This is a genomic window from Streptomyces sp. NPDC002467, assembly GCF_042889825.1.
Taxonomy (GTDB): Bacteria; Actinomycetota; Actinomycetes; order Streptomycetales; family Streptomycetaceae; genus Streptomyces.
In genome coordinates, this window is the sequence record NZ_JBIARJ010000005.1 from 34786 (window position 1) to 56945 (window position 22160).

A 22160-nucleotide genomic window follows, 5' to 3' on the forward strand; every position below is an offset into this window, starting at 1 on the left:
CATGCCCGAACCCAGTCCCGTGTTCAGCGGCAACCTCACCGCCCGCCTCCAACGCGCACTCGCAGCCCGCGGCCTCGACCACATCGAGCCCGGCCCGATCGATGACACCCCCGCCGAGGATGAGCCCGGCCACCCTGAGTACCACCGCAAGCGCCGTGCCAACTGGGCGCTGGCCCGCTGGGAGTCGGCCACCCCGTACCGCTACCAGAACGCCAGCTGCACCCACCCCGACCTCATGGCCTGGGCTGACCGGGTCGCGGTCGATCCCCGCTCCGCTGGCTTCGTCCTGCTGACCGGATCGTTCGGCACCGGCAAGACCCACCAGTCCTACGGGGCCCTCCGCCGAATCGCGGAGGCAGGGCCCGAGCGCTACGAGGTCATCGCGATCACCGCCCCAGACATGTATGCCCTCATGCGGCCCGGCGGCAGTGAACGCGGCACCGAGTACGAGGTGAAGCGGCTGAAGAAGATCCCGCTGCTCCTCATCGACGACCTCGGCACCGAAAAGATCAGCGAGTTCACCGAAGAGGCGACGTACCGGCTCCTGAACGAGCGCTACAACGAGTCCCTGCCAACGCTGATCACCAGCAACCTGCCCGCCCTTTCCGTCATCGACAGGAACGGCGTCAAGCAAGGCCCCGACCTCACCGACAAGCTCGGCGAGCGGATCGCGGACAGGCTCCGCGAGATCACCCACATCGTCCCGATGGAAGGCCCGAGCCGACGCCGGCGAGGTGCCGCGTGAAAGCCGACGACCCCCGCATGGCCGCCGTCGAATGCGACCTGGCCCGCATCAGCTACGAGCACGGCCAGAACGGCATCGCCATCGCCGAGCAGTGGATCACCGCACACGTCCACGCCGCCCTCGCCGTCCAGAAAGGGCGAGCCGCGAACCCGGAGGCCTTCCCCGGCTTCGGAGACGGCACCCCCGAAGAGACCGCCCGTCGCATCGTCGCCCGCCTCCTGGACGCCGGCTGGCGTCCACCCGACACCGAATGCCTAGAGGTGAACCCGTGACCATCCCCACCCCCGTCGCCGACTTCCGAGCCGCCGCCGACACCCTCCGAGACGCCGCCATCGCAGCCAGCACCGACACCGTGCCCATGCCGGTGAGCGTCGTCCACGCCTTCGCCAACTGGCTCGACGACGCCGGCAACGACGCTGCGGAACTCGGCGCACCCGACCCGATGGCACTCATCGCCGCCCTGCAGGTCCTGCACCCCACCCTGGCCCTCGCCAGCGGAGCCCCGGAGGCAGACCAGTGACAACCGTGTACGCCTCAGCGGGAGGCCACCGCTATCACCGCACCAGCAACTGCCCGGCCTTCGAAATGGGCCAGAACATCCACGACTACGACTGCGACTGCTGGGGCTACTGCACCCACGGCCGAGGCTGGCAGATCACCGAAACCACCCGGTCCGAAGCCCTTGCTGCTGGCAAGCGTCCCTGCCGCCGCTGCCTCCGGGACGACCTCGGCCACAGCGAGGACGACTTCGGTCACCAGCAGACCTCATGGGGTGGGCGCCGGATCTGCACCCGGTGCGCAACCGGACCCGTCCCGGAGGCCCCCGACGCACCGGACCCGCTGCCCAGCCCGGATCGCTCCGTCGCCTGGCCCTGCACCACGGCCCGCATCCTCGGCCTCGCCTCGCAGGAGGACCAGTGATCGACCGTCCCCGTTCTGCCCCGATGCCCGCCGCCCTGCGTGCCGGCCGTCCCGCCCCGCACCCCGCCCGCACGGTCCGCTGCCCCCACTGCGGGGCGGCCGAAGGAGCCCGCTGCACAACCATCTCCGGCCGCATCACCAAGCCCCAGCCCTGCCCCGCACGGATCGACGCCCACGCCATCCAGACAGCCGTCTGCAGCACCTGCCAAGTCCTCCCGACCTACCCCTGCCGGAACCAGGACGGCACCGAATCCAACGTCCACGCCCAGCGGTACACCGAAGCGAAGGGAACGGCCGCATGACCAACACCCAGCACGTCGTCATGTGGTCCGGCGGCATCACCAGCTGGGCCACCGCCCGCCACGTCATCGCCGAACACGGCACGGCCAGCACAACCCTGCTCTTCGCCGACACCCTCATCGAAGACGAAGACCTCTACACGTTCAACGACGCGGCCAGTGCACAGCTCGGAGTACCGATCACCCGCGTTGCTGACGGCCGCGACCCCTGGCAGGTCTTCGAAGACAAGCGGTGGCTCGGCAACACCCGCATCGCCCAGTGCTCCCACGCCCTGAAGCAAGTTCCATGCCGCGACTGGCTTGCCGCCAACACCCACCCGGCGGACACGGTGCTGTACGTCGGCATCGACTGGACCGAGACCCACCGCCTCCCGGGCATCGTGAAGGGCTGGGCGCCCTGGACAGTCCAGGCGCCGCTCACGGCACCGCCCTACCGGGACAAAACCGAGCTGCTGAACGAGGCCCGCGCCGCCGGCCTGCCGATGCCGCGCCTGTACCGGCTCGGCTGGTCGCACAACAACTGCGGGGGAGCCTGCGTCAAGGGCGGCCAAGCCCAGTGGGCGCGCCTCCTTGAGGTCTTCCCGGAGCGGTACGCCCGCGCCGAGGCCGCCGAGGTGAAGATGCGGGCCCTGCTTGGCAAGGACGTCAGCATCCTCCGCGACCGCACCGACGGCACCACGAAGCCGCTCACGCTGGCCGCGCTCCGAACCCGCATAGAGCGGCAGCCCGACCAGCTCGACATCTTCGATGAAGGCGGCTGCGGCTGCTTCACCGAGGAGTTGGCCGCATGAGCGCCCTCGAGCGGGTCCTCGCCGAGGAGTGGCCCGACGGCACCTTCGGCGGCCCCCGACCGTCCACGGCCCGCTACAGGGCCCGCCACGACCCAGCCGCCGCCCGCCACCGGACCGTCCTCGAGCAGGCACTCGACGGCACCGAATGGCACGGACCCATCCCCACACGACCCGCACGAAAGGCAAGCCGATGAGCGACCAGCCGACGATCAAGGCGATGAGCTTCGGCGCCGGAGTCCAGTCCATCACCGAAGCCCTCCTCATCGCCGAAGGCAAGCTCGAGAAGCCTCACGCCGCGATCTTCAGTGACACCGGGTGGGAACCGGCCGGCGTCTACGCCACCCTCGACCGCGTCGAACGTGAGATCTTCCAGCCCCTCGGCATCCCGCTCTACCGCGTCAGCAACGGCGTCATCCAGGACGACATCCTCAACCCCGACAAGATGCGGGCCATCCCCGCGTACACGGCCAGCCAGCCGTATGAGGTCAAGGTCGTCGACCGGTGGGGACTGTGCCCGGTCAAGTCGTGCGGATGGCGAAAACTGCGGCAGGTCAAGGCCGACAGCGCTGAGGGCGCAGGCGAAATGAGCCTGTTCGCCGTCGAGACGGCCGACCTCAGCGACATGGACGGACTGTTCGACCTCATCCACCTCATCCCCCTGGGGGCCACGCTCAGCGAGGTGGATGCCAGGGCAGCCCAGTGGGCACCGCCCTCGGACATCGAGATCGAAGAGGGAGATCTCGAGGACGAGTACGTAGCCGCGTCGAAGGTGGCAGCCGCATTGCGCCGAGCAGGCCTGCGCCAAGTGCCGGGGCCGCACGATCCGTGCAACTCCACGGGGCTTGTCGCCACCGCCTCCCACACCGAGACCAAGCGTGACTACGGCATGCTCAACCGCAAGTGCACCCAGCAGTACAAGCTTCGGCCCATCCTCGAGCAGGTCCGCCTCCTCCTCGGCGCCCCCATCGGCAACGAAATCCTGTGCCGGTACTGCAACGGAGAAGGCAAGCGCGTTGCCCCCTGGCGGGCCAAGCGCGGCGAAACCGTCATCGGCGACTGCTCGGTCTGCGAAGGACTCGGCACCATAAGCCGCGTCGGACCTCCCCCCGCCGGCGCCTGGGCAGAGCAGTGGATCGGCTTCTCCACCGACGAGATCGGCCGAGTCTCTAACCGCGGCGACACCAAGTACAGCCGCAGCCGCTACCCGCTCCTCGAACTCGACATGTCCCGCGCCCAGTGCATCGAGTACCTCGAAGCCCGCGGCTGGGGCAACGTCACCAAGTCCTCGTGCCTTGGCTGCCCGTTCAAGTCGAACGCGGAATGGCGCCGGCTCCGCGACACCGACCCGCAGGCCTGGGCCGAGGTCGTCGCCTTCGACAAGGCATACCGCCACGGGGCCGGCATGACCCAGCAGCGCTACCTCCACGCCAGCTGCCTCCCCCTCGACGAAGCACCCATCGATGTTCGACAGCCCCGCGAATGGAAGCCCACCACCGTCACCGACCAGGTGTACGCCGCCCAACTCCAGCGCGCCGAAGACGGCGACCCCGACGGCTGCTCCCCGTGGGCCTGCCGCTCCGGCCGGCCGGTCGACGACGCCGCCTGACCTGCCCGAGACGACACCCGCCCGACAACACCGGAGGAACCCCATGACCGACCTGCCTGAAGCCGGCGAAGTGCGGCAACTGCTAGTCCACCCCGCCGTCTGGCCCCGGCTCGAACTCTGGCTCCAGGCCCACGGCATCACCCTCGCCTGCATCGGTCAGATCGGCGACGACGACCTGCCGACCTGGGTCATGGCCCCCACCGACCCCACCCCGTGACGCAAACGGCCCGCCCCCAGGCAGCGGGGGCGGGCCACCCCGACCCTCTCACGAACGGAGACCCCGATGGCCGCTCAACCCAACCTCCCGCGCCGCCACCTCCGGGATGCCGCAACGATCTGCCCGGCCGTCATCCGGATGTCCGACGGCAGGGTCTGCAACCGCTGCGAGCGGGAGCTCGGCCACGACGGCAAGCACAAGGACGGCTGCGCCCACTGGGGCAAGCCTGAAGGCGGCGAGTCGTGAGCGTCCCGCGGTACGGCCAGCCACTCGGCCCGCGAGAGCTCGAGATCCTGCAGCTGACGAGCCAGGGATTCAGCTACGGCGAGGCTGCGCGGCGAGTCCAGCCGGCGGTCTCGGAGAACACGGCGAAGGCGCACATGCAGCGTGTCCTGACCAAGCTCGGCGCCAACAATGCCCCGCACGCCGTCTTCCTCGCCTGCCAGGCCGGGTTGCTCGATGGCCAGCGCCGGCGGCACGGCGACCACGCCGGGTACGAGGCGCATCGCCGCCGGGGCGAGGACCCCTGCGAGGCGTGTCGGGCCGGGGAGCGGGAGCACCGCAGCCGCTACAAGGCCCGCCAGGCGCCACAGAACGCCGCCTGAGGAGCTCTCAGGGGTCCGGTGCCCCTCGCGGCGCCGGAGCCCGCCATGCAGCCTCACAGAGGCGCACAGAGCCTTTCCCCCCAACCTGACATCACGGAGACCCAGATGACCGACTGCCCCTTCTGCGAGATCGTCGCCGGCCGTGCGCCCGCCACGATCATCCGCGACTGGCCCCAGGCGATCGCCATCGTCCCCCTCAACCCCGTCGTCGAGGGCCACCTGCTGGTCATCCCCAAACGGCACGTCGATGACTTCACCACCAGCGCCTACACCTCGGCCGTCACCATGCACTACGCCGCCGAACTTGCACGAGATAGCGGCCCCATGAACCTGATCACCAGCAAGGGCCGGCCCGCGACGCAGTCCGTGTTCCACCTCCACCTGCACCTCGTGCCCCGCGCCGAGAACGACGGACTCGCCCTGCCCTGGTACAGCGGGCGCACCCGCCGAGCCCAGCCGTGACTGCCGACCTCGAGCTGTGGCGGGACGGCTGGGACGCCGAGCCCGACACCGCCGACCCGCCACCCGACCGCCGCGGCAACCCCTACGCCAACGTGCACGACGACGAACCGGACGCCTACCGCAACATCCACACGATCAAGCCCGCCAAGGAGTACCTGTGACCCCCATCGACGAACTCCACGCCGCAGCCGAGAAGCTCAAGTCCCGCGTCAAGGACGCCAGCCCCGGCCCCTGGGACTCCATGGCCCACACCCACATGGAAGACGGCTGCCGTTGCTTGTCCTGCTGGGAGGCCAGCGGCTGGGTCTTCACCCACACCAAGACCTGCGACGAAACCGAACTCGCCCAACGCAATCGCGAGGCTGCCGACTGCAACGTCGACGTCATGTCGTTCGAGGACGCCGAGTACGCGATCACCGTCCACCCCGGCGTCGGGGCCGCGCTCGCCGAACTCCTTGCCGCTGCGACCCGCCTCGCCGCCGCCTACCCGGAGATGGCCCACGACCACGACCGGCCCGCCTGCGACGACTACGCCTGTGACGTCATGGGCGCCGCCCTCGCCGTGGCCCGGGCAATCCTCGGGAGCCAGCCGTGACCCCCGACCAGCCCGAAGCCCGCCGCCGAGCGCTCGCCTTCAACGCCGTCGGCCCCGCCATCAACCAGGCTGGCTACTGGCTCCCGCTCTCCGCCCGCCGGGCTGTTGCCGACGCCGTCCTCGACGCGGTAGCCGGCGAACTCGACGCCGACCAGCGGCGAGCGGTCCGCATCCAGACCCTCCTCGACGACACCCGCGACCGGATCCGCAAGCTGCACCGGCCCGTCGAACGCGCGGGCCGTGTCGTCTGCGCCGAGTGCTCCGCCTACCTCGGAGAGCCCGCAGACCGGCCCGCACCCTGCCCGACGATCAGCGCCCTCGAACCCACCGCCTGAGACCCGCCCGCGTCACCCGCACAAGGAGCCAGCCGTGAACGACGTTATCAGCGCCTGCGAGATCTGCCGGAAGCCGTCCACCGTCCGCGTCCACGCTGGCTGCGAGGCACGCCTTGACGAAGGCCTGGCCGCACTGCCGTCCCTGTACCGCGCGCTAGAGCAGCACCTCGCCCCCGGCCGCCGCGGGGAGAGTGGTCGGTCCGGTAGTCGTACCGCCCCGTTGCCGGTCAACGAACGAGTGCTGGACCTCCGGGCCCGCGGCGGCATCGAGGGCGTCGTCACCACCTGGGAACGCGACGCTCGCGAGACTCTCGGATGGGAGCAGGCCCCGTTCCGCGGCGACGTACAGCAGACCGTCGATGGAGCCGTCGCCTTCCTCCGGGCTCAGGTGCCGTGGTTCTGCGACGCACACCCTGCCGTGTTCGAACTCGCCCAGGACATACGCCGACTGAAGGCCGAATGCGACGCCATCATCGGTGGCGAGAAGCCGGCCAGGCGGATCCCCGTCCAGTGCGGCTGCGGCACCGTCCTCAAGGTCACCCTCGACACCCCGGGGGCGCGGTGCCCCGGCTGCGAGCAGCAGTACGGGCACGCGGAAGTGCTGCGGCTGCCCATGGCGGAGCGGTCCGCGGCCTGAGGTCACAACCCGGCAACACCCGTCGCACAGCAACACCCTGTCGGGCCAAGCTGCCGACCCATGAACCGCAACGCCCTGACCGTGGCCATCGCTGGCGCCGCGCTCCTCCTTGCCAGCTGCAGCAGCCAACCCACCTACGACGAGTCCGTCCAGCAGTGTGTCAAGGCCCTCAAGGCCCGCCACCTGGACGACAAAACGAAGCCCAAGCCGTGCGAGCCGCTCAAGGAGGAGGACTACACGCTCCTCATCATGAGCAAGTCGATGGACGACCTCGGGTGGACTGACAAGGATGGGAACTTCGACCGGAACAAAATGCTCCAGTCCACGCCCAGCCCGTGACATGACAGCGCCCCCGGCCTCAACCCGAGGCCGGGGGCTGTCGTGCGTCTGGGGTCAGGCCGGACGCGGCCAGGCTGCCGACTCGTCGCGCTCGACGTGGTAGGACACGGCGAACATGTCCGCGGCCATCCGTGTGTGGTTCACCTCGACCACGCGATCTCCGACTCTGGACTCCCGGGTTACGACGAGCACCCAGATACTGGAGCTGATCTTCAGCCGTAGCTGCTCCTCGTCGTTTGCGGGCCTTGCCCTTATCGACTCGCGCCACTCGATCGGCGCACCGAAGTACTCCTCGATCCGGTCGTAGATGCCGCCCGGTCCGGTGCCAGCAGCGCCGAGGATCGGCAACTCGCCCACAAGGGACATCGGCAGGTACGAGGTAGCCAGCTGGTGCGGGAAGTCGGCGTCCGGCGGTCCGACTGCACGGTCGCGGATCATGACGTGTTCACCGCGCGGCACACCGAGGGCGTCGGCGATCTCGTCGGGAGGCACTCCCACCGCCTGGGAGCCAGCGCCGATACCGCGCCAGTCCTGGGCGTTGCGGTCGAAGAAGTAGCCGATCTCGTCTCGGTACGCGATGCGATCTCGGACTACGGCAGGTGGCCCGAGGCGCGGACGAATGAAGGTGCCGCGCCGGCCTTCCGAGTAGAGCAGGCCTGCGGCGACCAGGTGCTGGATGGCCTTGTTGGCGGTCTGGCGTGACACGCCGTACTCGTCTTTGAGTCTGTCGATGCCGGGGATGGGATCGCCGATGGGCCAGCGACCCGCCTCGACGTCGCGTCGGATCGCGTCTGCTACGTCCATGTAGGTGGCTGGCGCCATGGGCCTCTCCTCTCGCTCCAAGATGTCTCCCGCCTATCCTATACAAGCGACCCCTGAATGGGATAGCCTCTGAATGTGCCCAACGCAAACGGCCCTGACCAGGTCTTGCACACCTGGTCAGGGCCTTGCGAACCCCTACCTGTGCCCAGGAGGATCCGCATGTTGCACAACACTATCCTGACCAGCGCTTCCCTGTACGAACAGGGCGCGCCCACCCCGGTCCGGCGTCTCGTCGCCGTTGACTCGGATCCGTCGATGGATGAGGCCCTGGCCCGCGTCCGCCGGATCGAGGCCCTCGACGAGGACACCCGCCGCGCCGCCTCCTACGTCCGTGCCGCCCGTCCGGCGGTGGCGTCGTGAGCGCACCGCAGCCGGCCCAGTCGCAGCCTCAGACCACGCAGCAGCAGTGCCTCGCCGAGTACCAGGCCGCCCAGGCCCAGCGCGCCGAGTCCGCCGGCGCCCAGCGTGACCAGCTCGGCTCCGCCATCGGCGCCCCCCTCCACACCCACCGCTAGACCCCACCTCTCCCGGCACGACCAACCGAGGAGCACAGCCATGCCCGAAACCGCTGACTGGCAGGCCATCGGCACCCGCCTGTCCGCCGAGATCAACACCCTGCACGCCAGCGTCGACCAGCTGCTCGCCAGCGGGGTCGAGAACGCCCGCCTGGACGACGAGGCGCTTGAGGCCTCCATGACCGCCAGTGGCATCACGCGGCTGCTGCTCGACCTCGAGCGCTACGCCGCGACCCGCCAGTCCACCACCCACCAGCCCGCCTGACCATCGGAAGGAACCACCGCCATGTCCAACGTCAGCAGCCTCGACGCCCGCCGCCGCTCGACGACCGTCGAGGACGCCATCACCTCCCGGCACGCCGCGGTCATCGCCGACTACCTCCAGGCCAAGCTCGACCGGAACGCCGGCCGCATGGTCGAGATCCGGGCCGAGGCCGCCGGCATCGACGCCACGTACCCGGGCTTCCCGTCCCTCGTCGCCCAGCTCGACGCCCTCCGCAGCAGCCAGGCCGCCTGATGGGCAGCGTGTGGCGGGACTCCCGCAGCATCGCCGACCTCGGCCAGAACATGGCCTTATGGCTCGAGGGCCGTGGGCCGGCGTGGCCCGGCTACGGTGCCGACTTCGGCTACGAGGAAGAGGCTGACGTCCGCCACCTCGTTCCCGTCCTGGCCGCCGCGAACCGGGCCGGGTTCGTCACCACCTGCTCGCAGCCCGGCTACGACCACGGCGGCACCCGGCAGCGGGCGTGGGTCGAGGGCATCGTCCACGACCGAAGCCCCCTCCTCGGACGCCTCCTCGGCCTGGAACGGATGGGATTCACCGTCATCCGTGGCAGCCGTACCCCGCAGCTGGTGCTCACCGAAGAGGACGGACACCCGTTCACCACCCTCGGCTACCGGGTCCGCCGCGACTGGAAGGCCCGCGAGTGGCACGGCGTCGGCCGGCACGCACTCCGGGAACTCCGCCAGCACGGCGTCACGCTGCACCTGATCGACATGGCCTGGGGCCGCGACGACCGACTGTGGCCCGCCCTCGCCAACGCGATCCGCTAGGAGTCCCCATGTCCAAGCTTGGCAAGAAGGTGTCCGGCCGTCTCAACAATGCCTCGGGAGTACTGGCCAAGGCCGGTGCCCGCCACGGACGGGCCGGGTTGGCCGCAGCCAACGCCGTGTCCTCCATCCTCCTCGGCCGGTACGTCGAACTGTGCGACGACGGCGTCGACTGCGCCGACCCGAACCACGAGCACGTCGACCTCCTCCTTCGCGACTGACCGGTTGCCCGATCCGCCCGACAGGTGCGGGCGGTGAGGGGAGCCCGGGACAGCCCCGGCCCAGGGAGGGACACCGTGAGTGACAAGGAACCGCAGGAGATCGTCGACGGCACGGGCCGCAAGTGGACCCGCAACGAAGACCCGTCCTACAAGGTCTACTACGAAACGCGCGGGGAGCCGCGCCTCGCAACGTTCGACCACATCAAGCGCACGTTCGGGATCCGAGAGACGCGCTGACCTGTAGCCCTCGCCTCAGGTCCCGCACCTGAGGCCTGGAGATCCGGCCAGCACCACCCCACCATCCACCCCGCATGAAGGGCAGCTTTGCCATGGGCTACTCCATCTCGCACGGCGGCACCCGATACGGCTACTCGGCCACCAGCCTCAGCCGGCTCGGCGACAAGCTGCGGAAGAGCCGCAACACCGACTGGCCCACCCTCGAACCGATCCTCGGCAGCCGACCCGGCGACCCCTTCGACATCCACCCCCAGCAGGCCCAGCGCATCGGCCAGGCCCTCCACCAGGCCGCCGGCTCCCTCAAGATCTGGGACCGGAACTGGGCCGCCATGGCCCGGCAGATCGCCGACTCCGCCCTGCTGGCCGCCCGCCTCGGTGAGCCCTGGCGGTGGTCATGAACTCCCTGACCGCCGCGATGGGTATCGCCCGCGGCCTCCTTGCCTTCATCGGAGTGATGACCGTCCTCGGCGCCGAATGGTCGACCCGGAACTGCGTGGTCATGGGGGTCGCCCTCGTAGTGGCCATCGCGCTCAGCGCTGGTGCCGACGGCCACCGCCTTACCCCCCGCCGCATCCCGCGGCCCACCCGTTACGACACCGCCGCCTAACCCCCACACCACACGAAGGGATCACGACCGTGAGCAGCAGCTGGCGCGAGGAGATGCGGGCGGACAGGGCAGCCGAGTCCGCTGAACGCCGCATGGACAACGAGGCTGCCCTCGACCGGCGACTGAAGGCGGAGGAAGCCCGCAGCAGGCGGGCCCGCGAAGAGCGAGCCCACCACGAGGCCGAGAAGCGCCGCAAGAAGCGGGAGCGGAAGGCCGCATGGAAGGCGCGCGTCGACTGGGTCGCCGTGAACACCGACCTGGCTGCCGCGCTCACCGTGATGGTCGCCGGCATGGTCCCGGCGTTCTACTTCCAGCTCGACGCCCTCATGGGCGCCGGGGTGTTCACAGGCCTGGCTGCCCTGCTGGCGTTCATGCTCGAGGCCGGAGCGTGGGCCGCCACCGCTGGCGAGGTCAAGGCAATGAAGGCTGGCCGAGCGATCTGGCCGTACCGGACCGCGATCTGGTCGTTCACCACCGCCGCGGCATCCATCAACTTCGCGCACGGCATGGAGACCGCCTGGTGGCTTGGCGCCATCCTCGCCGCCTCCTCCGTCGTCCCCGTCGCCTTGTTCCACATGGTGATGGCCGGCCGACACGCGGCCAAGCCGAAGCCCGACGCTCAGGCGAAGGCCCGCGCCAAGCACGAGAAGAACCGGCGCCGCCACCACAAGAGCGTCGTGCAGTTGGCGGAGCGCCTCGTGTCCGCAGCACCGTTCGGGGAGCTCGTTTTCGAGGACGCGTTCACGACCGCCTGGGAGATCCAGCACGGCACCCGGGAGCACGGTCTGATGCCCGCTCTCCATGCCAAGCGGCACGCCTCCCGGAAGGCCTACGCCGATGCACTCGATACGGCGAACGGCTCCCCGGTCAGCATCCGCGGACGTCTCCTCGAGGTACTCCACCAGCCCCCGCAGACAGCCCCCGTCGAGCCTGTAAAGCCCCAGCGTGTCACCCAAATCCCCCCCTCCACGGAAGGGGCCTCCAAGGCGCCTCGCAAGCGCCCTGTCCCGCCCGTCCGGAGGAAGGGTGACAGCGTCCCCTTCCACCCCGTCGTCGGCGCCGTCGCAGCCGAGACCGCCCGCCGCTCCGTGACCGCCACGGTCAACGGCCACCACCACTGAACCCGAGAGGAGACCGACCGTGTCGACCGCATCCGCGCACCCGCACCTGACCGTCGTACCGCCCGTACCGACCGAGCCGCCGGCCCCTCTCGAGGGTGTGGTCGTCGAGAAGTCCACGGCCGTAGAGAAGGCCGCGCAGCCGTCCCGGCTGGGGGCTGCGGTGAACCACGCGACGGGGCACCGCCTGTACCTGCCGACGGTCGGCCGCGGCTACCGGAACCTTGGCCGGCACTGGGTCGACCGGTACACCGACGACTTCCCGCACATGATCGAGACGGTGCGGCAGGAACTCCGCGAAGCCCCCGCCGACAAGAAGGGTGAACTGAAGCAGCTGAAGAAGGACCTGCGCGCCGAGTACCGCCAGCACCGGCTCACTCACCTCGGTCTGACTGGCGCTTGGACTCTAGCCGGCGGAACCGGCCTCGTCGTCGGTACTCTCACGGGCGGCCTGATGGTCGACTTGGCCGCCGCCCTTGGCGTCTACGTCGTCGGACTCTGCAACGGCATCAAGGGCGAGCCGCAGCAGCTTGCGGTCACGCTGCCTGTCCAGGCCTCAGCCGTCGGCGACATCGGCGCCTCGCAGCAGAGCGGCGCCGACGAACCCGAGCTCCGCCGCATCCTCGCGCAGCTTGGCTACCCCAACGTCACCATCGTCGGCGCCCTGAGCCGCGACGATGGCACCCGCACGGTCACCTTCGACCTCGGCGGCACCGGCACCGTCACCGAACTCCGCAAGAAGACCGAAGGCCTCGCTGCCGCCCTGGGGCGGGACCTGACCATGGTCGACGTCGACAAGGTGCCGGGCAACGCGGGACGCGCCACCCTCTGGACCGCCAGCACCGACCCCTTCGAGAAGCCGCGCCCCTCGCCGCTGCTTGAGCAGCACACACCCATCGACTCCTGGCGGGACGGAGTGCCCGTCGCCTACGGCAAGCGCGGCAATACCATCAGGCTGCCGATCACCAACCAGAACTTCGTCATTGCAGGCCGGACCCGCTCAGGTAAGGGCGTCGGAGCATCGAACCTGTCCGTTGGGACAGCGATGGACCCCCTGGTCAACTTCCGGATCGTCGCCGGCAAGGAGAACGGCGAGTGGGACGCCTACGCCAAGTCAGGCGTGGCCGCGACCTACTTCAAGCCCAACCCCGAGCGGCTCCTGGCCCTCATCCAGGCGCTCATCGCGGACAAGAACCGGCGGGAGCGCGAGCTCGGCAAGCTGGGTAAGTCCAAGCTGATCCCCGACCTTCGCGCCAGGCTCGGAGGCATGGAGCTCCTCATCATCGATGAACTCGCCACGTTCACCCGGCCTGGCAAGCCGCTCCGAGACGAGATCCTCGAGGCGCTCATCGAGTACTCCGCCGTGGCGGCTGCCGCAGGGGAACTCGGGGTCCTCATCACCCAGTACCCCGAGGTAGACGTCGTTCCGCAGGCGCTCAGCATGAACTGCGGCGGCAAGTGGGCCATGCTCGTCGAGAACGCAACCCAGTCCAACGCGATCCTCGGAGCAGGCCAGGCCAGCGCGGGGCGGGACGCCAGCAAGTTCGACCCTCCCCGGCCCGGCCTTGGGTGGCTGGTCAACCCGTTCGCAGGCATCACTGACCTGGCTCGCTCCTATGACCTCGACGAGGACGAGCGCGGCGAGATCACCATGCTCCTCGGGCGTGCCGCCGGATTCCGACAGGCGGCGGGCCGTCTGACCGGTCAGTGGGAAGACCCGATCGAGCAGCACCTGCTCAAGGCGACAGGCCTGTCGTCGGCAGCCGGCGGCCCGAAGAACGACGGGGTGCCCGGTCGGTCTGTCGCTCAGCTAACGGGCGAGCAGCGACTCCAGCTCGACGCTGTCCGCGGGGCTCTGGCCGCGATGGACCAGCTCGGACGGGATGCGGCGACTCTCGCCGAGATGGCGGAAAGGATCGGCGACGGCATGACCCCGGAGAAGCTCAGTGCCCTCCTTCGCGGCGCGGGGGCCGGTGGTACGGACAAGGTCAAAATCGGCGACCGGTGGGCCAACGGCTACAAGCGGGCCGACATCGAGGGTGCTCAGGAGTTCCTGAGCGGGTCCTGACCCCGGAATCAGTGCCGTTTTGCCCGGAACGCCCCCCGGAATGAGGGCGGAAACACCCCGGAAAACCCCAGGAACGGGCGGTAGGCCTTCCGCCGCCCTTCCGAGGGACAAACCACCGCAAACCCTGACCGTTTCCGGCCCCCATACCGGCACAAACCAACCACGAAGGAGAACCGTGACCGCGTTCGACCCCATCCGCTTCGCCAAGCTCGTCGCCGACTACCAGGCCAACGTCGAACCGCACTACCTCGCTGGCCGCAAGGCCCAAGGCGACGCCGCTGCAGCCGCCCTCATCAAACGCTGGCCCCACGCCGAAGTCGCCGAACTCGTCCGCGCCTACAAGCTCGCCCTCGGCTAGCCCACCACCCCACCCACCGAAGGAGAACCGTCATGAGCAACAGCAAGTATGGCAACTGGACCTGCTCCGGACGCTCGTGGGACACCCGACGCCGTGGCGACATCGCCGACTTCGACCGCTGGTTCAAGAAGGGCCGCAAGGTCTGGGTCGTCAACGAACACGAGACCCGCATCGCCGGACAGTTCGAAGCCCACACCTGCAGCCTCCGCACCGCGACCGGCGGAGGACTGTTCAACAGCGAAGGCAAGTCCCTGCTGATGACCTACGGCCAGGCCTTCGAGACCCAGCCCCACGGACTCCGCGACCTCGCCAGCCCGGAACCCGACTGCCGCGACGAAGGCCTCTACGGGATCCGCCGCGGCGAGCAGTACCGAGGCGCCATCCACCGCGACGACATCAAGCAGATGGAGTACCTCGCCGACGAGGCCGAAGAACGGACCAAGGCCGACAAGAAGTCCGGCGCCCGCAAGGGGTGGTGGTGATGGCTGAGATGACCGACGAGCAGTGGATCAAGCAGAACTCCCGGCTCGCCCGTGAGGCCTGCATCCGCCGCGGCCTGTGCTGGCAGTGCAACGGTCAGGGCGGCAACTACTGGGCCTTCGGCGGTGAGCGCGGGTTCGCAAAGTGCCCCGAGTGCAAGGGCGACGGAAAGGCCCGCCTGCGATGACCGCCACCCGCACGGCCGCCGCCCCCACCAGGGCGGCGGCACGGCCGCTGACCCTCGACGAGAAGCTCGCCCTGGCCGGGCTGACCATGGATGAGCGACTCGGTGGCGCTGGCCTCGCATTCGACGTGAACACCGCCAGCACCCCTATCCCCGACGTCGAGATCGGCCCGCCGATCCTCGTCGCCGACGACCAGCCAATCGCTCGACTCCTCGAGCGGGCCGCCCGCCGACTCACCACCGCACGCTGGAGCCGACACGCCGCCGTCGACAGCACTGGCGCCATCTGCCCGCTGCACGCCATCCACCTCGAAGCCGGCAACGACCGGCAGGAAGGGGAGGCGCGGACGCTGCTCCTGCAAGCCATCCGGGCCGAGGACCGGACCGTCGTCAGCATCCCGCACTGGAACTCCCGGCAGAGCGGGCCCGCAGCGCCGATCCGGATGCTGCAGGCCGCCGCGCGACTCGCCTGACCTGCCGCCCGACAAGCCCCCACAACCGAAGGAGAAGACGATGTTCCAGGCAGGGCAGAGAGTGCTGATCGTGAGCTGCGAGGACGACTCGCGGGCAGTCGGGAGGGTCGGTCGGATAGTCGACGAGGTCCCACCCGGACCGCTCACCGAAGGCCGCTGGACGGTCGACCAGATCAGCATCTGGATCGCGCCCGTCCTCTGCCATGGTCACGAACTCCGGCCCGTCTGACAGACCCCACTGCCACACTCAACCCAAACCAAGGAGACGCGCATGACCCAGCAGACCACCACCGACCCGACCACCGAACCCGAAGAGATGGGCGAGGACTGGCCCTGCGGCGAGGGCATGTGCCAGTGCAGCTGCTGGAGGGCCCACGCCTGCGGATGCGACTGCCCGCACGACGACGAGTGCGAGTGCTCCGACTGCGACCACGAACTGAACTGACCTACTGCTCGACCAGGCCCTCGCCGACCGCGGGGGCCTTCGTCGTGGGTACCGCCCGAGCGATCCAGCGGGAACCGCCAACCTGGGCCGGCTCGAGCGTGACGGTCACCTTGACGCCGTGCTGCTGGAGCAGCCCGAGCAAGGCCAGACCCTCCGCGCACTCCTGCGCCGTATCGGCCGCGATACCGAAAGAGACCCCCATGCGGGCATCATGCCGCGCGCGGGGGTCTCGGTGTTGCTGGTTGGGGCGGGTTACACCGGATCGGGCGCCCAGTCATTGCGGTAGTCCGGGTGGGCCGTGTACGAGGAAGCCATCAACCGCATCTGCAGATCCGCACGGCGCCCAGCCCGGCCATCCACCCGCAGGTGCGAGTAGATGGTCTCCTCGAACAGTCGGATCATGGCCTCGGCTGCGGTCACCATCTCCTGCGCGTGGGCCGCTGCCTGCTCCGGCCGGATTTCCAACGAGCTGGCGTTACCGGCCAGCGCCCCCGCGATCAACCGGGCTCGCTCCCGGTCTTCATCGAGGCGGGCGCGGAGGAACTGCACCAAGTCATCCATGGCTCATTGTGGCTCGAACAAGCCTTCCTTGACGACAAGATCCGGCATATGTCACAGTGCCCTCAGCGAGATACTCGTGTGTCCGCATCCTCAAGCCCCCAGCCTCGCCGGGGGCTTTTCGCGTTTCTGGGGGTGGCATGGAACTGCACGAGCTGTACCCCGACGACCTCGTCTTCGAGAACGAAGCCACGGAAGCAACCGGGGTCCCCGGGACGGTCATCCGCCAGTGGGCACGCCGCGGCAAGATCCGCCGGTTCCAGGGTCGGCCCGGCGAGTACGCGGGCAACGGGCGCGAGCACAAGACGATGTACGCGCTTCCCGAGATCGCTGAGCGTGCCAAGACGTACCGGCCGATGCCTCAGAGGAACCCCAAGGCAGCCTGACCGACGAGGAGGTGCCCGATGTCGTTCCCTCCGGGCACGCCCACCGTCACGCTCGTCGGCACCATCCCGTCCGCCGTTGCCGGCACCGCCTACAGGGGCAAGATCGCCCTCAAGCCGTCCGCGTACCTCATCGACGCAGGGCGGAACGCGGTCTACCCCGGCGGCGGCAGCGTCGACCTGGCCAGCGACGGCACCTTCTCTGTTGTCCTGCTGCCCTGCGATGCGTCCGGGATCCAGCCGACGGGCTGGCGCTGGTTTGTCGACCTGCAGCCCACAGGCGGAAAGCGCGTCCAGTTCTACGCCAACATCACCGGCACCGGGACTGTGGACATCGCCGACCTCACCCCCATTCCGGCACCCAACGGCGGGCCCGGCAACGGCGGCGGCAGCGGTGCCGTCTCCTCGGTCAACGGCAAGATCGGCGCCGTAGTCCTGGACGCCGACGACGTTGACGCCGACCCGGAGGGCACCGCAGCTGCGGCCGTGGTAGTTCACGCTGCGGCAACCGACCCGCACGGCGACCGCGCCGCGGCAGCAGCGGCCCTGGCCTCACACGAGGCCGACACGACGGCCGTGCACGGCATCGCCAATACCGCGGCCCTGGTCGTCACCACCGACGCGCGGCTCTCGGACGCCCGCACTCCTACCGCGCACGCTGCCTCGCACGCTGCGGCCGGCTCGGACCCGGTGAGCCTGTCCCAGTCCCAGATTTCCGGCCTGGCCGCCTCCCTCGCCGCCCTGCTGGCGAAGGCCGGCGGCACCATGACCGGCGACCTCACCGTCGACGGTGCCAACTTGACTGTCACGCGGGCAGACGACACCGGCGCCTACCGGCTGCGCGTCACCGGCGGCGGCCTCGACTTCGAGATCGGCGGGCTCGACGTCTTCGTCTCCCACTGGCAGAACGCCGACTTCACGGGCGCCCAGTCCAACCTGATGCGCTGGGAAGCCGCCGGCCCCCACATGATCGGCCGCACCCAGTTCGGCACCTCCCCCTTCGACACCGTCCACGACATCGACGCCACCACCGGCGTCGCTGCGATCGGCGCGAAGAACGCCCTGGCCAACATCCGCTTCTGTGGGCGCCGTGCCAGCACGGGTGCGCCCACCAGCGGCACGTGGGCTGCCGGCGACACCGTGCAGGACTCGGCGGGCGCATTCTGGCTGTGCACCGCAGGCGGCACCCCCGGCACCTGGGTCGGCGGCGGCGCGGCCGATCCGTGGGTGTTCGACGTGACCGCCTCCGCCTACGGGGCATTGGGCAACGGCCAGGTCGTCAACGACGGGGCGATGACAGCCGCCTCGACGACGCTGACCAGCGCGACCGCCAACTTCCAGCCCAGCGACGTCGGCAAAGCCGTCTCGGTCAAGGGCGCCGCCATCACAGGCGTCACGACCCTGGTGACCACGATCAGCGCTCGCATCAGCGCCACCCAGGTCACGCTCGCCGCCCCAGCGGCAACGACCGTCACCAACGCTGTGGTCATCTGGGGCACCGACGACACCGCAGCCATCCAGGCTGCCGTGGACGCTGCCGAGGCCTACCTGGCCACGGGCAAGACATACGCCCAGGTGTACTTCCCCCCTCGGCCGTACATCGTTGCGGGCCCGCTGTCGGCGGCGAAGAGCGGCAACGGGCAGATCACCTTCGGACCTGTCTCGACGTCCGGGGTCAAGAAGATCCTGGAGTTCCGCGGCGAGGGCGACGGTGCGGCAGCGGTTCGGCACTGGGAGCAGGCCGTCCCGCAGTACGCGGGCTCCTGCCTGATCTCCCTCGGCGTGTACGCCTCGACGAGTGCCCAGATCACGTCGATCAACAACGATGGGAACCCAGGCGTCATCTCCGGGCCGAACGAAGGCTCCGGCTACGGCGTTGCCGCGGCCTTCAGCAACATGCAGGCCGTGATCAAGAACCTCGCCATTCTCACGGCCCACAGCGCCTACGGCCTCACCTACGGAGCCGCGAACCTCTGGGGCTGCGCCAACGCCCACGTGGAGAACGTGGGCTACGGCACCGCTGGGACCGTCGCGTCACCCAGCACCGACTACACCTCACCGGGCACCTTCGGGACCGGCCTGTCGGTCGGATTCCTCCTGCCAGCCCCCGGCAACAACGACCACGTGGTCGCGCGGAACGTCGGCTGCGGGGGTGGCTACACCTACGCGCTCTTCCTCACCGAACACGCCGTGGTCGAGCGCTACATGGCCCTCTACTCCTGGGCGGGCTTGTGCCCCGTCGGCTCCTACGCAGGCAGCGTCGGTTCCGTCCACGCCATGGACGTCATCTCGGCGAGCATCGAAGCCTGCATCAATGAGATCTACGTCGTCGGCGTCGGATCGGAAGGCGTCGGCCCCGCGATCTACGCCAACGTCTCCACCGAGTCGTCCACGCCCAACGTCTCGGGCAACTCGACTGCGGCCATGAACTCCGCACTGGGGCAGATCCGGCTTACGGGCCTCTTCACCGAGAGCGGTGTCAGCGTCTCCGCCCCGACGGGCATCGAGATCGTCAACGGCCAAGTGCCCAGGGCGATCAAGCGGAAGACCGGCGCGTTCACGTGCAGCCCGATCGACCGCACCCTCGTCTGCGACACCACTGCGGGCGGCGCGTTCACCGGCACCCTGCCGGCTGCCGACTTCAACCCCGTCGAGTACGTCTTCAAGAACGTCGGCGGGTCGAACCTAACCGTGGCCACGACGAGCAGCCAGCTCATCTACACGACCAGCGGCACCGGGGCCACCACGGCGACCGTCACCACCGGGCAGACGCTGCGGGTTCAGGCCCTCTACAACGGGACGGCTTGGGGCTGGTACGCGGTCTGAGCACGCGCGGTCGGCACTCGGCTACTCGCACGACAGATCACAGGAGGTGCCCGTGGACGACCTCCTGATGATCGTGCCCACGCGTGGCCGGCCCGACAGCGTCCCCGCCATCCTCGACTGCTGGCGACAGACCGGCGCAACCGCCGACCTGCTGTTCGCCGTCGATGACGACGACCCCATGCTGCCCGGCTACCGCGAGCACATGGAGACCATCAACGACCCGCACATCCGCTGGCGGATCGGGCCTCGCCTGCGGATGTGCGGCACTCTCAACGCCGCCGCCGTCGAAGAGGCCCCCCGCTACCGGTTCCTCGCCTTCATGGGTGATGACCACCGGCCGCGGACGCCCGGCTGGGACGAGCGCTTCCGGATCTGTATGTCCGGCGGCCCTGGCATCGTCTACGGCAACGACCTGCTGCAGGGCGAGATCATGGCCACCGCCGTAGCGATGACCAGCGACATCGTCACCACCCTCGGCTACATGGCGCCACCGGCCCTCATCCACCTGTGCCTCGACCTCGTCTGGATGGACTGGGGTCGCGGCATGGGCCGCATCACCTACCTCGGCGACGTGATCCTCGAGCACATGCACCCGGCCAACGGGAAAGCCGACATCGACGCCGGCTACATCGAGTGCAACAGCAGCGAGGTCTCCACCGCCGACGCCACCACCTACTACGACTACCGCGACAACGGCGGACTCGAAGCCGACCTCGCCAAGCTCCAGGCCCTCGTCCAGTACGCCGACTATCCGGCGCGACACGTCATGGGCATCGAGGAGACCACATGAGCATCGACACCGTCATCGAGGCCTGGAACATGGCCGACCCTGCTGCGATCCACCCGGCCCGCGGCATTAGCGAGGACGCCTATCGCGAGTCCGGACAGGTCCAGGCCGAGCTCCTCGCCACGGTCCTCCCCGCCGGTAGCCGCGTCGTCGACTTCGGCTGCGGAGACGGCCGCGTCGCCGTACCCCTGGCCGCCCTCGGCTACGACGTCACCGGCGCAGACGGCTCCCAGTCCATGCTCGACCGGCTCCACGAGAACACCCCAGACATGCCGGCCGTGCTCACGGACGGGACCGACCTGGCCCGTCAGCTGGGCAAGAAGGCCGACGCGGTCGTCTCCCTCGCCGTACTGATCCACCACACCTACGAGTCCGCCGAGCGAATCGTCGCCGGGCTCCGGGCCGCGGTCCGCGTCAACGGGCTTCTCGTCCTCGACTGGCCGACCAGCGACGACCCCCACGAGGGCGGCGGCTGGATCAGCGTCACCACCTGGAGCCGCACCCGGCAGGACGACATCTGCCGCCGGCTCGGCCTCAAGCGAGTCGATACCGACTTGCCCTGGCCCGTGTTCCGTGCGGTGAAGGCGGCCTGATGCGCGTACTCCTCACGGGGGCGGCTGGCTTCGTCGGCCGTCACCTGCACCAGGCCATGTACGACCGCGGTTGGATGGTCTCCGCGATCGACCTGACCGCCACACCGGCCGTGATTCGGCGCGACGCACTCGACCACTTCCGCACCAGCGACGTCCGCTTCGACCTCGCCATCCACTGCGCGGCCATTGTCGGGGGACGGGCCAGCATCGACGGCTCACCCCTCGGCGTCGGCACCAACCTCGCTCTGGATGCCTGGTACATGCGCTGGCTCGCCCGCAGCAAGACTCCGCGGGCGGTGTACTTCTCCAGCTCTGCCGCCTACCCGGTCGCGCTGCAGCAGCCCGGCCCCATGCGGCGCCTCGTCGAGGCCGACATCGACTACGAGCGGCCCGGCCGGCCCGACGCCACCTACGGTCTCGCCAAGCTGACTGGCGAGCAACTGTCCCAGTACGCCGAAGCGGCCGGCACCCGCATGACCGTCCTCCGCCCCTTCTCTGGCTACGGCAGCGACCAGGACGACAGCTACCCCTTCCCCGCCTTCATCCGGCGGGCCAAAGAGCAGCAGGACCCCTTTGAAATATGGGGCGACGGGAGCAGCACCCGCGACTGGATTCACATCGACGACCTCGTCGGCGCCACCCTCGCAGCCGTCGATCAAGACGTCCGCGGGCCGATCAACCTGGGTACTGGCAAGGCAACCTCGTTCGACGAGCTCGCCCAGCTGGTCACCGCCGAATACGGCTACCGACCTGACCTCAAGCACCTGCCGACCGCACCGCAGGGCGTTCATCATCGCGTGTGCGACCCCAGCCGGATGCTCGACTTCTACACGCCCACCGTCACCCTCGAAGAGGGCATACGGCGGGCACTCGCCGAATAGAC

The 22160-nt window shown here is 69.4% G+C and carries 42 protein-coding genes; 39 read left to right on the top strand and 3 right to left on the bottom strand.

Annotation, left to right across the window (positions count from 1 at the left end; translation table 11 throughout):
* Nucleotide 1: 1 nt before the first annotated feature.
* The 17 genes from ACFYYJ_RS12500 to ACFYYJ_RS12580 all read left to right on the top strand — a co-directional run bounded on the left by ACFYYJ_RS12500 (nucleotide 2) and on the right by ACFYYJ_RS12580 (nucleotide 7552).
* Nucleotides 2–745 (top strand): ATP-binding protein, encoded by a 744-nt coding sequence (locus ACFYYJ_RS12500; RefSeq protein ID WP_389131477.1) that lies wholly within the window; start codon nucleotides 2–4, stop codon nucleotides 743–745.
* A complete protein-coding gene (locus ACFYYJ_RS12505) occupies nucleotides 742–1017 on the top strand; it encodes a hypothetical protein (RefSeq protein WP_389131480.1) in 276 nt (91 codons plus the stop codon). Before ACFYYJ_RS12500 ends, ACFYYJ_RS12505 begins: the two co-directional genes overlap by 4 nt.
* Nucleotides 1014–1265 carry a hypothetical protein gene (locus ACFYYJ_RS12510; RefSeq protein ID WP_389131483.1) on the top strand — a complete coding sequence of 84 codons (252 nt, stop codon included), beginning with the start codon at nucleotides 1014–1016 and terminating at the stop codon, nucleotides 1263–1265. The genes ACFYYJ_RS12505 and ACFYYJ_RS12510 overlap by 4 nt, the downstream gene beginning before the upstream one ends.
* On the top strand, nucleotides 1262–1666 hold the full coding sequence (locus tag ACFYYJ_RS12515) for a hypothetical protein (protein ID WP_389131486.1): 405 nt from the start codon (nucleotides 1262–1264) through the stop codon (nucleotides 1664–1666). The genes ACFYYJ_RS12510 and ACFYYJ_RS12515 overlap by 4 nt, the downstream gene beginning before the upstream one ends.
* The gene (locus ACFYYJ_RS12520; protein WP_389131489.1) at nucleotides 1663–1968 is read left to right on the top strand and encodes a hypothetical protein; all 306 of its coding nucleotides are present in this window, start codon (nucleotides 1663–1665) and stop codon (nucleotides 1966–1968) included. The genes ACFYYJ_RS12515 and ACFYYJ_RS12520 overlap by 4 nt, the downstream gene beginning before the upstream one ends.
* Nucleotides 1965–2756, top strand: a complete 792-nt coding sequence (locus tag ACFYYJ_RS12525) for a hypothetical protein (RefSeq protein ID WP_389131491.1) — start codon at nucleotides 1965–1967, stop codon at nucleotides 2754–2756. The genes ACFYYJ_RS12520 and ACFYYJ_RS12525 overlap by 4 nt, the downstream gene beginning before the upstream one ends.
* Nucleotides 2753–2950, top strand: a complete 198-nt coding sequence (locus ACFYYJ_RS12530; protein ID WP_389131494.1) for a hypothetical protein — start codon at nucleotides 2753–2755, stop codon at nucleotides 2948–2950. The genes ACFYYJ_RS12525 and ACFYYJ_RS12530 overlap by 4 nt, the downstream gene beginning before the upstream one ends.
* A complete protein-coding gene (locus ACFYYJ_RS12535; RefSeq protein ID WP_389131496.1) occupies nucleotides 2947–4362 on the top strand; it encodes a hypothetical protein in 1416 nt (471 codons plus the stop codon). Before ACFYYJ_RS12530 ends, ACFYYJ_RS12535 begins: the two co-directional genes overlap by 4 nt.
* 43 nt (nucleotides 4363–4405) lie before the next feature.
* Nucleotides 4406–4579 carry a hypothetical protein gene (locus tag ACFYYJ_RS12540; RefSeq protein ID WP_389131499.1) on the top strand — a complete coding sequence of 58 codons (174 nt, stop codon included), beginning with the start codon at nucleotides 4406–4408 and terminating at the stop codon, nucleotides 4577–4579.
* A gap of 66 nt (nucleotides 4580–4645) precedes the next feature.
* Nucleotides 4646–4825: a hypothetical protein gene (locus ACFYYJ_RS12545; protein WP_389131501.1), complete on the top strand. Its 180-nt coding sequence runs from the start codon at nucleotides 4646–4648 to the stop codon at nucleotides 4823–4825.
* The gene (locus tag ACFYYJ_RS12550) at nucleotides 4822–5184 is read left to right on the top strand and encodes a response regulator transcription factor (protein ID WP_389131503.1); all 363 of its coding nucleotides are present in this window, start codon (nucleotides 4822–4824) and stop codon (nucleotides 5182–5184) included. Before ACFYYJ_RS12545 ends, ACFYYJ_RS12550 begins: the two co-directional genes overlap by 4 nt.
* Before the next feature lie 105 nt (nucleotides 5185–5289).
* On the top strand, nucleotides 5290–5646 hold the full coding sequence (locus ACFYYJ_RS12555) for an HIT family protein (RefSeq protein WP_389131506.1): 357 nt from the start codon (nucleotides 5290–5292) through the stop codon (nucleotides 5644–5646).
* A complete protein-coding gene (locus ACFYYJ_RS12560; protein ID WP_389131509.1) occupies nucleotides 5643–5807 on the top strand; it encodes a hypothetical protein in 165 nt (54 codons plus the stop codon). Before ACFYYJ_RS12555 ends, ACFYYJ_RS12560 begins: the two co-directional genes overlap by 4 nt.
* Nucleotides 5804–6241, top strand: a complete 438-nt coding sequence (locus tag ACFYYJ_RS12565; RefSeq protein WP_389131512.1) for a hypothetical protein — start codon at nucleotides 5804–5806, stop codon at nucleotides 6239–6241. Before ACFYYJ_RS12560 ends, ACFYYJ_RS12565 begins: the two co-directional genes overlap by 4 nt.
* Nucleotides 6238–6576, top strand: a complete 339-nt coding sequence (locus tag ACFYYJ_RS12570) for a hypothetical protein (protein WP_389131515.1) — start codon at nucleotides 6238–6240, stop codon at nucleotides 6574–6576. Before ACFYYJ_RS12565 ends, ACFYYJ_RS12570 begins: the two co-directional genes overlap by 4 nt.
* Before the next feature lie 34 nt (nucleotides 6577–6610).
* Nucleotides 6611–7213: a hypothetical protein gene (locus ACFYYJ_RS12575; RefSeq protein WP_389131518.1), complete on the top strand. Its 603-nt coding sequence runs from the start codon at nucleotides 6611–6613 to the stop codon at nucleotides 7211–7213.
* Nucleotides 7214–7273: 60 nt separating this feature from the next.
* Entirely contained in the window at nucleotides 7274–7552 is a 279-nt protein-coding gene (locus ACFYYJ_RS12580; protein WP_389131520.1) for a hypothetical protein, read from the top strand.
* A 54-nt stretch (nucleotides 7553–7606) separates the two neighbouring features.
* On the opposite strand, the gene ACFYYJ_RS12585 is transcribed toward ACFYYJ_RS12580, so the two are convergent.
* Entirely contained in the window at nucleotides 7607–8374 is a 768-nt protein-coding gene (locus ACFYYJ_RS12585; RefSeq protein WP_389131522.1) for a GntR family transcriptional regulator, read from the bottom strand.
* Between the two features lie 159 nt (nucleotides 8375–8533).
* On the opposite strand from ACFYYJ_RS12585, the gene ACFYYJ_RS12590 reads away from it, so the two are divergent.
* The 17 genes from ACFYYJ_RS12590 to ACFYYJ_RS12670 all read left to right on the top strand — a co-directional run bounded on the left by ACFYYJ_RS12590 (nucleotide 8534) and on the right by ACFYYJ_RS12670 (nucleotide 16130).
* Nucleotides 8534–8734, top strand: coding sequence for a hypothetical protein (locus ACFYYJ_RS12590; protein WP_389131525.1), 201 nt, complete (start codon nucleotides 8534–8536; stop codon nucleotides 8732–8734).
* Complete coding sequence (locus ACFYYJ_RS12595; RefSeq protein WP_389131528.1) at nucleotides 8731–8889, top strand: hypothetical protein; 159 nt, start codon at nucleotides 8731–8733, stop codon at nucleotides 8887–8889. Before ACFYYJ_RS12590 ends, ACFYYJ_RS12595 begins: the two co-directional genes overlap by 4 nt.
* 40 nt (nucleotides 8890–8929) lie before the next feature.
* On the top strand, nucleotides 8930–9154 hold the full coding sequence (locus ACFYYJ_RS12600; RefSeq protein WP_389131530.1) for a hypothetical protein: 225 nt from the start codon (nucleotides 8930–8932) through the stop codon (nucleotides 9152–9154).
* A 21-nt stretch (nucleotides 9155–9175) separates the two neighbouring features.
* Nucleotides 9176–9406, top strand: coding sequence for a hypothetical protein (locus tag ACFYYJ_RS12605; protein WP_389131532.1), 231 nt, complete (start codon nucleotides 9176–9178; stop codon nucleotides 9404–9406).
* On the top strand, nucleotides 9406–9942 hold the full coding sequence (locus tag ACFYYJ_RS12610) for a DUF6919 domain-containing protein (protein WP_389131535.1): 537 nt from the start codon (nucleotides 9406–9408) through the stop codon (nucleotides 9940–9942). The genes ACFYYJ_RS12605 and ACFYYJ_RS12610 overlap by 1 nt, the downstream gene beginning before the upstream one ends.
* 8 nt (nucleotides 9943–9950) lie before the next feature.
* Nucleotides 9951–10160, top strand: a complete 210-nt coding sequence (locus ACFYYJ_RS12615) for a hypothetical protein (protein ID WP_389131538.1) — start codon at nucleotides 9951–9953, stop codon at nucleotides 10158–10160.
* 75 nt (nucleotides 10161–10235) lie between these two features.
* The gene (locus tag ACFYYJ_RS12620) at nucleotides 10236–10397 is read left to right on the top strand and encodes a hypothetical protein (RefSeq protein ID WP_389131541.1); all 162 of its coding nucleotides are present in this window, start codon (nucleotides 10236–10238) and stop codon (nucleotides 10395–10397) included.
* Nucleotides 10398–10471: 74 nt separating this feature from the next.
* Nucleotides 10472–10795, top strand: a complete 324-nt coding sequence (locus ACFYYJ_RS12625; protein ID WP_389131543.1) for a hypothetical protein — start codon at nucleotides 10472–10474, stop codon at nucleotides 10793–10795.
* A complete protein-coding gene (locus ACFYYJ_RS12630) occupies nucleotides 10792–11004 on the top strand; it encodes a hypothetical protein (RefSeq protein ID WP_389131546.1) in 213 nt (70 codons plus the stop codon). Before ACFYYJ_RS12625 ends, ACFYYJ_RS12630 begins: the two co-directional genes overlap by 4 nt.
* 29 nt (nucleotides 11005–11033) lie before the next feature.
* Nucleotides 11034–12125, top strand: a complete 1092-nt coding sequence (locus tag ACFYYJ_RS12635; RefSeq protein ID WP_389131549.1) for a hypothetical protein — start codon at nucleotides 11034–11036, stop codon at nucleotides 12123–12125.
* A 97-nt stretch (nucleotides 12126–12222) separates the two neighbouring features.
* On the top strand, nucleotides 12223–14190 hold the full coding sequence (locus ACFYYJ_RS12640) for a hypothetical protein (RefSeq protein WP_389131552.1): 1968 nt from the start codon (nucleotides 12223–12225) through the stop codon (nucleotides 14188–14190).
* 175 nt (nucleotides 14191–14365) lie between these two features.
* Nucleotides 14366–14548: a hypothetical protein gene (locus ACFYYJ_RS12645; RefSeq protein WP_389131555.1), complete on the top strand. Its 183-nt coding sequence runs from the start codon at nucleotides 14366–14368 to the stop codon at nucleotides 14546–14548.
* Nucleotides 14549–14580: 32 nt separating this feature from the next.
* On the top strand, nucleotides 14581–15030 hold the full coding sequence (locus tag ACFYYJ_RS12650; protein WP_389131558.1) for a hypothetical protein: 450 nt from the start codon (nucleotides 14581–14583) through the stop codon (nucleotides 15028–15030).
* On the top strand, nucleotides 15030–15215 hold the full coding sequence (locus tag ACFYYJ_RS12655; protein ID WP_389131561.1) for a hypothetical protein: 186 nt from the start codon (nucleotides 15030–15032) through the stop codon (nucleotides 15213–15215). Before ACFYYJ_RS12650 ends, ACFYYJ_RS12655 begins: the two co-directional genes overlap by 1 nt.
* Nucleotides 15212–15685 (top strand): hypothetical protein, encoded by a 474-nt coding sequence (locus tag ACFYYJ_RS12660; protein ID WP_389131563.1) that lies wholly within the window; start codon nucleotides 15212–15214, stop codon nucleotides 15683–15685. Before ACFYYJ_RS12655 ends, ACFYYJ_RS12660 begins: the two co-directional genes overlap by 4 nt.
* Before the next feature lie 40 nt (nucleotides 15686–15725).
* Complete coding sequence (locus tag ACFYYJ_RS12665; RefSeq protein WP_389131566.1) at nucleotides 15726–15914, top strand: hypothetical protein; 189 nt, start codon at nucleotides 15726–15728, stop codon at nucleotides 15912–15914.
* Between the two features lie 42 nt (nucleotides 15915–15956).
* A complete protein-coding gene (locus ACFYYJ_RS12670; RefSeq protein WP_389131568.1) occupies nucleotides 15957–16130 on the top strand; it encodes a hypothetical protein in 174 nt (57 codons plus the stop codon).
* A gap of 1 nt (nucleotide 16131) precedes the next feature.
* Here ACFYYJ_RS12670 and ACFYYJ_RS12675 read toward each other — a convergent pair whose 3' ends face one another.
* Together ACFYYJ_RS12675 and ACFYYJ_RS12680 are read right to left on the bottom strand one after the other, a co-directional pair.
* A complete protein-coding gene (locus ACFYYJ_RS12675; RefSeq protein WP_389131571.1) occupies nucleotides 16132–16332 on the bottom strand; it encodes a hypothetical protein in 201 nt (66 codons plus the stop codon).
* A gap of 50 nt (nucleotides 16333–16382) precedes the next feature.
* Nucleotides 16383–16691, bottom strand: coding sequence for a DUF6221 family protein (locus tag ACFYYJ_RS12680; RefSeq protein ID WP_389131574.1), 309 nt, complete (start codon nucleotides 16689–16691; stop codon nucleotides 16383–16385).
* Between the two features lie 137 nt (nucleotides 16692–16828).
* On the opposite strand from ACFYYJ_RS12680, the gene ACFYYJ_RS12685 reads away from it, so the two are divergent.
* From ACFYYJ_RS12685 to ACFYYJ_RS12705, 5 genes are read left to right on the top strand one after another with little or no spacing between them, the layout of a single operon-like run.
* On the top strand, nucleotides 16829–17074 hold the full coding sequence (locus tag ACFYYJ_RS12685) for a hypothetical protein (protein WP_389131577.1): 246 nt from the start codon (nucleotides 16829–16831) through the stop codon (nucleotides 17072–17074).
* A gap of 18 nt (nucleotides 17075–17092) precedes the next feature.
* Nucleotides 17093–19897, top strand: coding sequence for a hypothetical protein (locus tag ACFYYJ_RS12690; protein WP_389131580.1), 2805 nt, complete (start codon nucleotides 17093–17095; stop codon nucleotides 19895–19897).
* Nucleotides 19898–19949: 52 nt separating this feature from the next.
* On the top strand, nucleotides 19950–20687 hold the full coding sequence (locus ACFYYJ_RS12695) for a glycosyltransferase family 2 protein (protein WP_389131583.1): 738 nt from the start codon (nucleotides 19950–19952) through the stop codon (nucleotides 20685–20687).
* Complete coding sequence (locus tag ACFYYJ_RS12700; protein ID WP_389131587.1) at nucleotides 20684–21277, top strand: class I SAM-dependent methyltransferase; 594 nt, start codon at nucleotides 20684–20686, stop codon at nucleotides 21275–21277. Before ACFYYJ_RS12695 ends, ACFYYJ_RS12700 begins: the two co-directional genes overlap by 4 nt.
* Nucleotides 21277–22158 carry an NAD-dependent epimerase/dehydratase family protein gene (locus ACFYYJ_RS12705; protein ID WP_389131590.1) on the top strand — a complete coding sequence of 294 codons (882 nt, stop codon included), beginning with the start codon at nucleotides 21277–21279 and terminating at the stop codon, nucleotides 22156–22158. Before ACFYYJ_RS12700 ends, ACFYYJ_RS12705 begins: the two co-directional genes overlap by 1 nt.
* Nucleotides 22159–22160 lie beyond the last annotated feature (2 nt).